The sequence below is a fragment of the Sphingobacteriales bacterium genome (assembly GCA_016711285.1).
Taxonomy (GTDB): domain Bacteria; phylum Bacteroidota; class Bacteroidia; order Chitinophagales; family UBA2359; genus JADJTG01.
Window position 1 is genome coordinate 15,970 of record JADJTG010000017.1, and the last position, 13,479, is coordinate 29,448.

General features: G+C 41.8%; 13 protein-coding genes. 12 read left to right on the top strand and 1 reads right to left on the bottom strand.

What is annotated here, in order from left to right; all coding sequences use genetic code 11:
* Positions 1-18: 18 nt before the first annotated feature.
* Entirely contained in the window at positions 19-1,995 is a 1,977-nt protein-coding gene (locus tag IPL35_16065; protein MBK8444820.1) for an amino acid permease, read from the bottom strand.
* 479 nt (positions 1,996-2,474) lie between these two features.
* On the opposite strand from IPL35_16065, the gene IPL35_16070 reads away from it, so the two are divergent.
* The 12 genes from IPL35_16070 (at position 2,475) to IPL35_16125 (ending at position 13,248) form a co-directional block, all read left to right on the top strand.
* Positions 2,475-3,302: an OmpA family protein gene (locus IPL35_16070; protein ID MBK8444821.1), complete on the top strand. Its 828-nt coding sequence runs from the start codon at positions 2,475-2,477 to the stop codon at positions 3,300-3,302.
* Positions 3,303-3,353: 51 nt separating this feature from the next.
* A complete protein-coding gene (locus tag IPL35_16075; protein ID MBK8444822.1) occupies positions 3,354-4,232 on the top strand; it encodes a hypothetical protein in 879 nt (292 codons plus the stop codon).
* Positions 4,233-4,435: 203 nt separating this feature from the next.
* Complete coding sequence (gene atpB, locus IPL35_16080) at positions 4,436-5,548, top strand: F0F1 ATP synthase subunit A (protein ID MBK8444823.1); 1,113 nt, start codon at positions 4,436-4,438, stop codon at positions 5,546-5,548.
* A 60-nt stretch (positions 5,549-5,608) separates the two neighbouring features.
* Complete coding sequence (gene atpE, locus IPL35_16085; protein ID MBK8444824.1) at positions 5,609-5,812, top strand: ATP synthase F0 subunit C; 204 nt, start codon at positions 5,609-5,611, stop codon at positions 5,810-5,812.
* A 167-nt stretch (positions 5,813-5,979) separates the two neighbouring features.
* A complete protein-coding gene (gene atpF / locus IPL35_16090) occupies positions 5,980-6,492 on the top strand; it encodes a F0F1 ATP synthase subunit B (protein ID MBK8444825.1) in 513 nt (170 codons plus the stop codon).
* Between the two features lie 11 nt (positions 6,493-6,503).
* Positions 6,504-7,061 (top strand): ATP synthase F1 subunit delta, encoded by a 558-nt coding sequence (atpH, locus tag IPL35_16095; protein ID MBK8444826.1) that lies wholly within the window; start codon positions 6,504-6,506, stop codon positions 7,059-7,061.
* Positions 7,062-7,250: 189 nt separating this feature from the next.
* A complete protein-coding gene (locus tag IPL35_16100; GenBank protein MBK8444827.1) occupies positions 7,251-8,831 on the top strand; it encodes a F0F1 ATP synthase subunit alpha in 1,581 nt (526 codons plus the stop codon).
* Between the two features lie 146 nt (positions 8,832-8,977).
* Positions 8,978-9,889: an ATP synthase F1 subunit gamma gene (gene atpG, locus IPL35_16105; GenBank protein MBK8444828.1), complete on the top strand. Its 912-nt coding sequence runs from the start codon at positions 8,978-8,980 to the stop codon at positions 9,887-9,889.
* Positions 9,890-10,064: 175 nt separating this feature from the next.
* Complete coding sequence (locus IPL35_16110; protein MBK8444829.1) at positions 10,065-10,520, top strand: rhodanese-like domain-containing protein; 456 nt, start codon at positions 10,065-10,067, stop codon at positions 10,518-10,520.
* A gap of 24 nt (positions 10,521-10,544) precedes the next feature.
* A complete protein-coding gene (locus tag IPL35_16115; protein MBK8444830.1) occupies positions 10,545-10,994 on the top strand; it encodes a RidA family protein in 450 nt (149 codons plus the stop codon).
* A gap of 58 nt (positions 10,995-11,052) precedes the next feature.
* Positions 11,053-11,826, top strand: coding sequence for a 3'-5' exonuclease (locus tag IPL35_16120; protein ID MBK8444831.1), 774 nt, complete (start codon positions 11,053-11,055; stop codon positions 11,824-11,826).
* A gap of 48 nt (positions 11,827-11,874) precedes the next feature.
* Positions 11,875-13,248 (top strand): AAA family ATPase, encoded by a 1,374-nt coding sequence (locus tag IPL35_16125; protein MBK8444832.1) that lies wholly within the window; start codon positions 11,875-11,877, stop codon positions 13,246-13,248.
* Positions 13,249-13,479: the final 231 nt, after the last annotated feature.

Consider the following 13,479-nt stretch of genomic DNA (forward strand, 5'->3'; position numbering starts at 1 on the left):
GAAATGATTTTAAAAAAATCAGGCGTGTGTAGCCATTTTTTTATTCAGTCTGCTGTGCGAAAAACTATATCCGAAATAAATCACTAAACCAATAATGAGCCATATAAAAAAGCCGAACCAACTGCTTGCCGGAATTTGCGCCATCATATAAAAACAAAACAGCAAGCCCAACACCGGAATTAAGGACAAACTATATAAAAACGACAATACCGTGATGATGGCAAAAACAATTACAAACAACCAAAGCGGTATTTTGTGCTTGAAAGTAGCCCAACCCGATTCATAGCGTTTTTCGGGGCTGATGGTATTAGCCAAGCTCACCACATAAGCATAATCTTCGGGCGACATTTTTTCTAAATAAGGCAGTAATTTGGTATTTTTTGCGCTCAGTTCGTCATCGCCGCCCTTGTCGGTGAGCAAGGCTTTGAGTTGTTGAGTGTCTTGTTCATCTAAGTGTTCCATTAATTCGGAAGGAGCATATACTTGCGGTGCATTGTTGATAAATGCCTTGGTGGGTTTTTCAAAACGTGTAAAAAGCAAAGCCAACATTGCTATTGCCAGCAAAGGCATTATCCATTTAGAGTTGATGTAGGGCGTTCGGAATTTGCCGCGCGGTGCGTGGGGGTCTTTTTGTAGAATCAATACGCCGCCGCATACCAATACAAAAGCAAACAGCGTACCCATACTGCACAAATCTACCACCACACCACTTGGAATACACAAAATAGTGGCAATAACGAGCAAACCCGTGACGTAGGTAGCAAAAGAGGGTGTATGAAAACGCGGGTGTATTTTTTGAAAAGCAGGCGGCAACAAACCATCGCGGCTCATGCTCATCCAAATACGCGGCTGCCCCAATTGAAACACCAACAATACACTCGACAATGCCACCACCGCACTCACCGCAATAATCCCCGACAACCATTTTAAATTCACTTTTTCAAAAACAAAAGCCAAGGGGTCATTTACACCTAATTGATGATAAGGAACCATACCGGTAAGCACCAAAGCAATAGCGATATACAATATGGTACATATAATAATAGAATACATCATACCGCGCGGCAAATCGTGTTGAGGGTTTTTGCACTCTTCGGCGGTAGTAGAAATTGCATCAAAACCAATATACGCAAAAAACACAGACGACACGCCCGCCGCAACACCACCAAAACCATTTGGCGCAAAAGGCGACCAGTTGTCGGTATTTACATAAAAAGCCCCCACTGCTATCACCATCATCACAACAGCCAACTTGATGAGTACCATCACATTGCTGGCATTGCGCGACTCGCGAATACCGCGCAACACCAATGCAGTAATTAAAATGGTGATAATAATAGCGGGAATGTCGGCAATGAACCGCAAGCCACCTAATTGCGGAGCTTGATTCCACGCCAAATAAGCTGTTTTCAGCGAAGCGGGCAAACTTTCAAAAGGTGTGCCGCTTTTGAGAATGGCGGCAGCTTCTATAAAACCGTTTTTGGCACTCGTATAATCAATACCGCTCCAAACCGGCAAGTGTATGCCCTGATGAATACCCAAAAAAGGCAGCCGCAGCGATTCGAGCAAACCGGAAAAATAATCCGACCACGACACTGCCACCGTAGCATTGCCCACCGCATATTCCATAATCAAAGCCCAACCGATAATCCACGCCAACAACTCCCCAAACGACACATACGAATAAGTATAAGCACTCCCCGACACCGGAATCAGCGAAGCAAATTCGGCATAAGCAAAAGCGGCAAAGCCACAGGCAAAAGCGGTGAAAATAAACAGCAAAATCACCGCCGGTCCGCCCTGCGAGCTGGCAGTGCCGATAGTGCTGAAAATACCCGCCCCAACAATGGCAGCAATGCCCAAAGCCACCAAATCGCGCACGCCCAAGTGTCGTTTCAGGCTGATTTTTTCTTCGCCGTCAGGTTCAGACTCAATCTGCGATAAAGTAGTTTGGATAGGTTTGCGGCGAAATAAATCGGAAAATCGGAAAGCCATAATTTTAATACGAAATTATAAAGGAATAAATGGGGATAAAAGCCGTTTGATTATCTTGAGAAGTAAATATAAAAAAACAATAAAATAAATGTGACAAAATCGCATAATTGCGTCATATAAGCACCAAAGCTAATTATATCATTTTTATTTTTTTAAGACATCAACTACATTTTTAAGTTGGGTATCGCTCTGATAGCAACACTAATATCTGTGATAAACAGACTTTTGGCTCTTACAACAGAAATGATTGATGTGCTTATATTATCAATACAAGGCGATAAATTCATCTTAATACGATGATTTATCGCTTTTTTTATTACACAACTATCAAAATTCAATATAAATGTTCTAATTTTAGAGATTATATATTTTATTATAGTATGTAAAAACAAGAAAGAAAAAACAGCAAACAATATAAAGTTTAATTAAATAAATTTATCTGTATCTCTTTTTTTATTAACTAAAACCCAATAATGAACATGAGAGTATTATTATGCTTGATTGGTATTGCATTGTGGTATTTGCTCTGCTCCTGGTGGTATTTGTGCAAAATTTGCGGCTGCTGCGATGCTACACAAAATGTAGTTGCTCCGCCAAGTGCCACTGTAGAGCGTACCGCCACCGTAGGACCTTTGGTATTCAAGTGGTCTGATGCCAATGCGATTACGAGTGCTGCATTTCCGCAATACAAAGATTCTATTTTGCGCCTTGCTGCTGCGGGCGATACGCTTGTCATCACCGGTTTTTATACCAAAGATGAGGCTAAACCTGCCAACTTTGCCAATATGGGCTTGGCGCGTGCCGAAGCAGCCAAAGCTTTATGGACACCGCCTTACGATGCCAAACTTATCAAAACAACCTCGTCTTTGGTAGATGAGCACGGCGATATGCGCACTGCACCTTTTAATGCAACGGCATTTGGCTATGCTAAAATGATGCCGAAAGAAAATGAAACGACTGTAGTGGAAAAAGACGAACAGGTTATTATCTACTTCCCGACTAATTCATCACAGAAAGAAAGAAATAAAACAGTGGAGGAATATTTGGATAAACTAAGCAAAAAGCATAAAAATACCAAAGCTACCTTCCTTGTAACCGGACATACCGACAGCGACGGCAGCGAAGATGCCAACTACAACTTAGCATTGCGCCGCGCCAAAGCAGTACAACAACTCTTAGAAAAAAGAGGAATTGCTGCTTCGCGCGTTACGGCAGAATCCAAAGGCGAAACCCAACCTGCCGCCGACAATGCTACACCCGAAGGCAAACGCCTCAATCGCCGTACTACCATTGACATAAAACCTTAAAATTTTATTTTTTTTATTTTATTAACAATAATATTTATACCATAAAATACTATGTTACATTATATATTTTTGTTTTCATCACTTTTGCAAAATTGCACCAACCACTTTTTTGAAATCCTCCTGATGTTGTTGGGAGCTACTTTATTGGGCTGGCTTTTGCGCGGCTTGCTCTCAAAAGAAAAAGTTGTGGAAAAAGAAGTAATTAAGGAGGTAGTGCGCACTGCCCCTGCCGACGACAGCCGCTGGCGTGCTACGATTACTTCCTTGGAGAGCGATAAAAACAGCCTCACCACACGCATCAGCACCTTTGAAAACGACAACAACGCCCTCAAACGCCGCATTGCCGAATTGGAGGGCAAAAACAACGACAACAACGAGCAAGTATGGCAAACCCGTTTGAGTGCCTACGAAACCGAAATCAAAGACCTCAAAAGCAAGCTTTCGGCTGCCTCCGATGATGCCGCCTCTTGGCAGCTGCGTTTGAGCAATTTGGAAACCACCAACTTGGATTTGACCAACCGTCTGAGCGGTGCCGGCAACTCGCTCCAACTCCAACTCAGCGGTTTAGAAGACGAAAACAGCCGCCTCAAAGCCCGCATCAGCGAATTGGAAGGCAACCTGGGCAAAGCAATAGACGATGCACAGGTGCTGGCAATTTTTGGCAAAAAAATAAAACAAGACGACTTGAAAATAGTAGAAGGCATAGGACCGGTATTTGAAGGCGTATTGCACAATGCAGGCATCAAAACGTGGTATGCCTTGTCGCAAAGCACTTTTGAAGAGTTGCGGGCTATTTTAGATGCTGCCAGCGACCGCTATCGCATCAACGACCCCACCACCTGGCCTGAGCAAGCGCGATTGGCAGATATAGGAGCGTGGAAAGAATTGAAAGATTATCAAGACCAACTCAACGCCGGACGCGAATCGTAATAAAGAAAGTGTTTTTTTTGTATAATGAGAAGGCTGTTTCTGCAAAGAAGCAGCCTTTTTTTATAAAAAATTTAAAAACACATATTACCACACTAAAAAACTTAATTTTTTTAACACAAAACATCTTTTTTTCTTATCTTTGCCGCCGAATTAGCAGTATTGAATACTTCCAATTCATCTATTTCAATACAAAAGCACCATTTATGCTCTCTATCAGAACGCTTTTTGTTATTATTGGTTTTTATATAAGCAGCTCTTGTATCTTGGCACAAGAGCATCACAGCACTACAGCCACCGCCCCGCACGAACCTGCTGCTGCCTCGCACGTCGAAGGCACAGCAGCAGCACACGCCACACACGAAGGCGGCGAAGGTGAATTTAATGTAGCCGAAATGATTTTGCATCACATTGCCGATGCTAATGAATTTCATGTAGGTCCCTGGACAATTCCGCTTCCTTGTATTATTTATAAAGACGGAAAATTGGATATGTTTTCTTCAAGCGTATTCGAGCACGGACACAAAGAATACAATGGTTATAAATTGGAGCACGGGCGCGTGAAAACAGTGGATGGCTCTAAATTCACAGATTTATCCATCACCAAAAACGTATTTACGATGTTGTTGGCGGCTTTGGTTTTGTGTCTAATTTTCTTTTCGGTAGCAGCCGCTTATCGCAAACGCCCCGGCCAGGCTCCCAAAGGATTGCAGAGCGTTTTTGAGCCGCTTATCGCATTTGTAAGTGACGATATCGCCAAAGCCAATATCGGCGAAAAGAAGTATATGAGATATGTGCCCTATCTGCTTACGCTGTTCTTTTTTATTTTAGCCAATAATTTATTGGGGTTGGTACCTTTCTTTCCGGGTGGCGGCAATGTAACGGGCAATATCGCCGTAACATTGGTGTTGTCGGTGATTACATTTATTATGGTAAATGTGAGCGGCAGCAAAGATTACTGGGGACACATTTTCTGGATGCCCGGCGTACCTCTTATTTTGAAGCCACTGATGGCAATATTAGAATTTATCGGTATTTTTACCAAGCCTTTCGCATTGATGATACGTTTGTTCGCCAATATTTCGGCAGGTCACATTATCATTTTGAGTTTGGTGAGTTTGATTTTTATTTTTGGCAAAATGGGTCAAAACGCTGTCGGCGTTGCGGGCGGTGTTGCCGTTACTGTTCCGTTTGTATTATTTATGAACGCCATTGAATTGTTTGTGGCATTTTTACAGGCATATATCTTTACGATGTTGTCTGCATTGTTTATAGGTATGGCAGTAGAAGAACACCACCACGCTGAAGAACATCATTAGTCTATTTTCTTGAGAAGAATTAAAATTTATTATATAAACACTTTTAAACATTTCTTTAATATGACAGGAATTGCAGCCATCGGTGCAGGACTCGCGGTTATTGGTGCAGGCATCGGTATTGGACAAATCGGCGGTAAAGCCATGGAATCTATCGCTCGTCAGCCCGAAGCTATCGGCGATATTCGTACCAACATGATTATTGCGGCAGCCCTTGTAGAAGGTGCGGCTCTTTTCGCAATAGTAGTTGCTTTGTTGCAAGGCTAATTCATTGTGCTTTGTAACACCCAAAGAATACACTGTACTGTGTGTAATGCACCCTGCGCGAGCCGGTACAGTGTGTTCTTTTATCCCGAATTTTTAAAAAAAAGACATATATATTATATATATACCTTTGGAATTTTTTTCATCAAAAAAATGCTCCACCTCTTGATATGCTTTTATTAGGAAATTTCTCTATCGTAACACCGGATTTAGGTTTGCTGTTTTGGACAACCTTAATCTTCTTAATGCTGTGGTTTTTATTGGGTCGTTATGCTTTTAAGCCTATCGTTGCCGCCCTCAAAGACCGCGAAAACTCTATCCAAGATGCTTTAAGCCAAGCCGACCGCGTGCGTCAGGAAATGAGCAATCTGCAAGCCGACAACCATCGTTTGCTCGCCGAAGCCAAAGTAGAAAGCGCACTCATTTTGCAAAAAGCAAAAGAGCAAGCCAATCAGCTATTGGAACAATCCAAAGACCGCGAAAAAACAGAGTTGAAAAAAATGCGCGAAGATGCTTTGGCTGAAATAGAAACCCAAAAAATTGCCGCTATTAATGATATTAAAAATATGATAGGTCGTACTTCGGTAGATATAGCAGCAAAAGTACTCGGCAAACAGCTCAATGATACCGCCGCTCAGGAAGATTATATCATGAAAGAAATAGAAAAAATTAAACTCAACTAAACTCATCATTTATGTCTTCAAAAGTAGCCGCTCGCTATGCCAAAGCATTGTTGGATTTGGCATTGGAAAAAAATGTCGTAGAAACTGTGCATCAGGATATAAGCACCCTGCACACTACCATTTCAGGCAGCCGCGAGTTGTATATGATGCTCAAAAGTCCTATCATCAACGCCGATAAAAAACAGCGTGTACTGCAAGCCGTTTTTGGTTCAAATATCAGTCCTCTTACGCTTTCTTTCATAGATATTTTATTGAAAAAACGCCGCGAAGAAGATTTGCCCGACATTGCCCAATCATTCGGAGAACAATACAAAAAACTATACGGCATTATTGATGCAAAACTCATTACGGCGATGCCTGTGAACGAGGCTTTACTCAACAAAGTAAAAGACATTGTGCGCAAAGATACCGGAGCAAATCAGGTGCATATCACCAACGAAGTGAGCAACGACCTCATAGGCGGTTTTGTGCTGGAATACAACGACAAACGCTATGATGCCAGCATCTCCAGCAAACTGAAACAATTGTATCGCGGCTTTGCAGTACGCGATTACATTAAACAGTATTAAAAAAGCAATATATTTTTAGAGCTATAAAATCAATTGGAAATCAATTTTTTATAAAACAAAAAATATATTTAGTCCTTGCTCTTTTAAAGGAAGCATCTGAAAAAGTGATTTTTCGGAAGGTGTAGTAAATAACACAACAATTACAATAAAAACATTATATCAACTTAATAAAAAATACAATTAAATAATATGCCTGAAGTAAGAGCTGACGAAATTTCGGCAATATTGCGGGAGCAACTTTCCAACTCCCGCACCGTATCGGAGTTGCAAGAAGTGGGCACTGTGTTGCAGGTAGGTGACGGTATCGCCCGTATCTATGGTTTGACCAATGCTCAAGCGGGCGAATTGGTAGAGTTTGAAAATGGAGTACGCGCCATTGTGTTGAACCTCGAAGAAGACAACGTAGGTGTAGTATTGATGGGTGCTTCCGAAGGAATTAAAGAAGGTGATTCGGCAAAACGTACCGGACAAATCGCTTCTATTCCCGTGGGCGAAGGTCTGATTGGTCGCGTGGTGAACACCTTAGGTGCACCTATCGACGGCAAAGGACCTGTCACCGGAAAATTGTACGAACTTCCCTTGGAACGCAAAGCTCCGGGTGTAATTTATCGCCAACCGGTAAACGAACCTTTGCAAACCGGTATCAAAGCGATTGATGCGATGATTCCCATCGGACGCGGACAACGGGAGTTGATTATCGGCGACCGCCAAATCGGAAAAACCGCCATCGCTGTGGATACCATCATCAACCAACGCGAATTTTTTGAAAAAGGAAACCCTGTATATTGTATTTATGTTGCCATAGGTCAAAAATCATCTACGGTTGCCAACGTGGCGCGTGTGCTGGAAGAAGCAGGGGCTATGAAATATACGGTTATTGTGAACGCTTCGGCTGCCGACCCCGCGCCGATGCAGTTTTATGCCCCTTTTGCAGGTGCTGCCATTGGCGAATTTTTCCGCGATACCGGTCGTCCGGCATTGATTGTTTACGATGATTTATCCAAACAGGCAGTTGCTTATCGCGAAGTATCGCTTTTGTTGCGCCGTCCGCCGGGTCGTGAGGCTTATCCGGGAGATGTATTCTATTTGCACAGCCGCTTATTGGAGCGTGCTGCAAAAATTACAACCAACGATGCCATTGCTCGCGAAATGAACGACTTGCCCGACCCGTTGAAACCCTTGGTAAAAGGCGGTGGTTCGCTCACAGCTTTACCTATTATTGAAACACAAGCCGGCGACGTATCAGCGTATATCCCTACCAACGTAATTTCTATTACAGACGGGCAGATTTTCTTGGACTCCAACCTCTTCAACTCCGGTATTCGTCCTGCCATTGACGTAGGTATTTCGGTGAGCCGTGTGGGTGGTAATGCGCAAATTAAATCCATGAAAAAAGTAGCGGGTACGCTCAAACTTGACCAAGCACAATACCGCGAGTTAGAAGCCTTCTCCAAGTTTGGCTCTGACCTCGATGCTGCTACCAAAGCCGTATTGGACAAAGGTGCACGCAATGTGGAAGTGTTGAAACAAGGACAGTATTCGCCTTTGCGCGTAGAGCAGCAAATTGCCATCATCTATTTGGGAACAAAAGGTCTGTTGCGCGATTTGCCCGTAGCAAAAGTAAGGGCATTTGAAGAAGCCTTTTTAAATGTGATGGAAAACAAATTTAAAGGAACTTTAGATGCTTTGAAAGCGGGTAAAATTGACGACACTATCCTCGCCGAAGTAGAAAAAGCGAGTGCTGAGGCAATGTTGCAATTCAAAAAATAATTTTTTTATTCAATCATTATTATTTTCGCCAAAGAGCCTCGCTATTGTCTTGGTTTTTTGTTGAGTTTAAATACAACAAAGCTGTCATCAGGGGCTTTTTGGCGATTTTTTTATTTTTTGTTTTTTTATCGTAAAAAAAACACATTATGCCGGGTAAATTAAAAGAAGTAAAAGAGCGCATTGCCTCCGTAAAATCTACACAGCAAATTACGAAAGCGATGAAATTGGTGGCGGCTTCTAAGCTAAAAAAAGCTACCGATGCCATTGTGCAGATGCGCCCCTATTCGCGCAAGCTCTCCGATATGTTGAGCAATATAGCCACTGCCACCGAAGGCGATGTAAATATCGCTTATGCACAACAACGCCATGCCTCGCGTGCTTTGTTGGTAGTCATTACTTCCGACAAAGGTTTGTGCGGCGGTTTTAACACCAACGTTATCAAAGCGGCGCGCCTCACCATAGAAAACGAGTTGGCTCCACAACGCGCTGCCGGCAAACTCGTTATTATGCCCATCGGTAAAAAAGGCTACGACTTTTTCAAAAAATACAACGATTGCCGCATCATTGCCGACAACGTTGATTTGCTCAAGCACGCCTCTTTTGAACAGGTATCGGAGGTGGCGCAAGAAATAATGAATGGTTTTTTGGCAGGTGCTTTTGACAAAGTGGTGGTAGCTTATGGTGAGTTTCGCAATGCCGCCGTACAATATTTTAAAGTAGTACCGTTTTTGCCCATTCCGCGCAACGATGCTGCACAAAAATCTGCTGACAAAGCTGCAACGGTTTCCTCAAAAAAAGTAGATTATATATTTGAACCCGAAAAAGTGCGTTTGATTGAGGAATTGACACCAAAAATTCTGAAAACACAATTTTTTAGTTTTATTTTAGATAATAATGCCTCCGAACACGGTGCGCGTATGACCGCTATGGACAACGCCTCCAAAAACGCTAACGAATTGCTCAACGAATTGCGTATTCGCTACAACAAAGAGCGTCAGGCGGCTATTACCACCGAACTCACAGAGATTGTGAGCGGTGCGGCGGCTTTACAAGGATAATTTTCAAAAACAAGATACCAAACAACAACATCTGTGTATCACGCTGTACTGCGAAAAGCGGTGCAGCGTGTGTTTTTTTTTAAAACCCTTCTATCCTTTTGGCTCTATAATATTTTTAGGGTATATGCTGAAATAAGCGTAATTTTGCAAAAATCTGTTTTTATTAATTACAATGATGAATAAATACTTGTTTTGTGCAGCATTAACGCTGCTGTTGTGGAGTAGTGCTTGTCAGCAACAACAAGCCCCCTCCGACAAAGAAGCAACCGAAATTGCCGCTCCTGCTGCAACAGAAACTACCCCTCCAGCCGCAGCTACTCCATCTACCGTAAATGTATCGGTGAAATCCCTCAAAGAATCGTTGGAGAATAAAGGCTCCTTGCAACTTTTAGATGTGCGCACCGCCGAAGAAACCAAAGACGGTATGCTACCACAGGCTATCAATGTTGATTTCTACGATAAAAATTTTGTAGATAAAGCCAAATCGCTCCTCAATCCGCAAGAAAAAATAATTGTATATTGTGCGGTAGGCGGTCGCAGCAGCGAGGCTGTACAGCAACTCAAAGCCGCCGGTTTTCCGCATGTATATAATTTGGAAGGAGGCTACGAAGCGTGGAAAACGCAACAATAATCTTTCATTATCAGTATTTTTATGATGGATACATCATCATCATCAACTATTAAAACCCAACAGGCTGCTGCTCCGGTAGGGGCTTACCCGCATGCGCGGCGTATGGGAAATTTTTTGTTTTTGTCGGGTATCGGTCCGCGCGAAGCCGGCGACAATCCGCACCAAATTCCGGGTACACGCATAGATGCACGCGGCAATTTTGAGTCTTTCGATTTTGAAGCGCAGGTACATTCGGTGTTTCGGAATATACAGGCGGTGCTGGAAGCAAGCGGTGCACGCTGGGAAGATTTGGTGGACGTGACGGTTTTTTTGGTAAATATGAAACGTGATTTCAATACTTTTAACCGGATTTACGCCGAATATTTCAAAACCAATCAGCCCTGCCGCACCACCGTAGAAGTCAGTGCCTTGCCCACACCCATCGCCATTGAACTAAAATGTATTGCTTACATAGAGCCGCCTGTGGTAATATAATTATTTTATTATTTCAAAACCTGACACATATATACACTATACACAATCACACCAATCCATGAAATTAAAATTAGCACGCCCTATCGCATTTTTTGATTTAGAAAGCACGGGAACGAGTTTTCAAAAAGACAGAATTGTTGAAATATATATAAAAAAATTGCTGCCTTCGGGTGCAATAGAAGAGTACCACACCTTGGTAAATCCCAAAATACCCATTCCGCCGGAAGCAACTGCCATACATGGTATCAGCGATACCGATGTGCAGGACAAACCCTCTTTTTTAAAAATAGCTTTTGAACTCAACGATTTTTTGAAAGACTGCGATTTGGCAGGTTTCAACTCCAATCGCTACGATATTCCTTTATTACAGGAAGAATTTTATCGTGTAGGCATCATATTTGATATGGAAAACCGCCATTGCGTAGATGCTTTTAAAGTTTTTCAGAAGAAAGAGAAGCGCGATTTGGCAGCGGCGTATTTGTTTTACTGCAACAAAATATTAGAAAATGCCCACTCCGCCACCGCCGATGTAGATGCCACAATGGAGGTGCTATTGGCACAATTAGAACGCTATCCTGATTTGGAAAGTACAGTGCCCGCTTTGCACGAATTTTCAAAAGATGCCGAATATGTGGACAGTGCCATGCGGCTCGTGCGCGACGGCAATGTGATACGTTTTAATTTTGGCAAGCACAAAGGCAGAATTGTGGAGGAGGTGCTGCGCGAAGAGCCGCAATACTTCGATTGGGTGCAGCGCAGCGATTTCGCTTTTGATACCAAACACAAACTCAAAGCTATCCGAGATAATATGCTCAAAGGCGGCGGGAAATAAATAACGGGAGTGGCATAGTTATTGAAAAAAATATACTATCAGTGAACCATGCAAGTAGAGATAAAAAACTTGGGCTATGTAGAAGAGGTAAGCATTGACCTCAGTAAAAATCTTACGGTATTGTGCGGACACAACAATACCGGAAAAACATATATAGCTTATGCAGTGTATGGGTTTTTGAAGTATATGGATCTTTTTACCCCCCCTGTTCCTTTAAAATTACCCCAAAGAGAAGATACATTTACATATGATCTTAGCAAAGAGCATGAACATACTACTACTATTGATGTAATAGACTATATAGTAAAAAATAATGATACTTATTTAAGGCTGCTTTCTACAACTTATTTTGTCACATTAATAGCCCAAGTTTTTGGAGTTGAAAAAAACTATTTCAAATCAACGGAAATCAAAATTAATCTGGACGACCTCCAAGAAACAGTATTATCAAAACAATATTTTTATACTTTTAAATATAGCAAATCTGATATTGAAGATGTTGACCTAGTTATAAAAAAAGATACAAATTCGCCGCTCTTAAAAATTGAACATCTTAATATAGAAAAAACAGAGGTAATTTTTGATGGATTAGTAGCTTCTTGTCTTAGAGGCTTTTTTTACAGCATTTTCCATCCAAAAAACACCTACATCGCCCCTGCCGAACGAATTGCGGTGAACATTTTTGCGAAAGAGCTTTCTTTAAAAAGAAGTGCCTTGATAGATGATATATTAGAACGCCAAAAAGACATTAAAAACCCCTTTGATTATATCAGCCGCCGCGCCACACGCTACCCTGCCCCTATACGCGACAGTCTCGAAATTGCAGAAGACCTTGCCAATTTTTCTAAACAAAAAAGCAGTTTTAACGATTTTGCTGATGAAATAGAGCGTGAGATTTTAAAAGGACAAGTGCTTGTTTCCAAAGAAGGAGAAGTAGAATTTATACCGAAAGGTACTAAAAAAACAAAATTACCTGTTCATCTGTCGGCTTCTGTGGTAAAATCGCTGGCAAGCTTGGTGATTTATTTTCGGCACATGGCTTCTGAAGGGGATTTTATTATCATAGACGAACCCGAAATGAGTTTGCACCCTGATAATCAAGTACTGATGGCGCGCATTATTGCCAAAATCGTCAATAGAGGTTTTAAAGTGCTTATCAGCACCCACAGCGATTATATTGTGCGCGAACTCAACAATTTAATTATGTTGCAGGCAAAACCCGCTTTTGCCAAGAAATATAAATACAGCGCGGATATGATGCTTGACCCCGAAAAAATCGCAGTGCTTTTGTTTCGAAACGACTCGCGCAAAGCCATTCCGATTTTGGTAGATACAAGCGGCTTTGAAATAGAAACGATGGATAGTGTTACGCATGAATTAAACCAAAGAACGCAGGATTTATATTTCAACGAAAAACCCTGAACGGAATGAAACCCGATATTTTTTTGCAAACTATATCCGACATCATCAATATCACATACAAAGTTTCTTTTCGGGGGCTAATGCTACACTGAAACACAGTAGCGGTGATGAAATAAAACTGAATAAACAAGGAAAATTTTTATGTTTGAGTTTTGATAACGTGAAAAATCATTTTCCTTTTTTTAATATGAAGGAAGAAAATTTATGCAAAATTTCCGACTACTATATTTT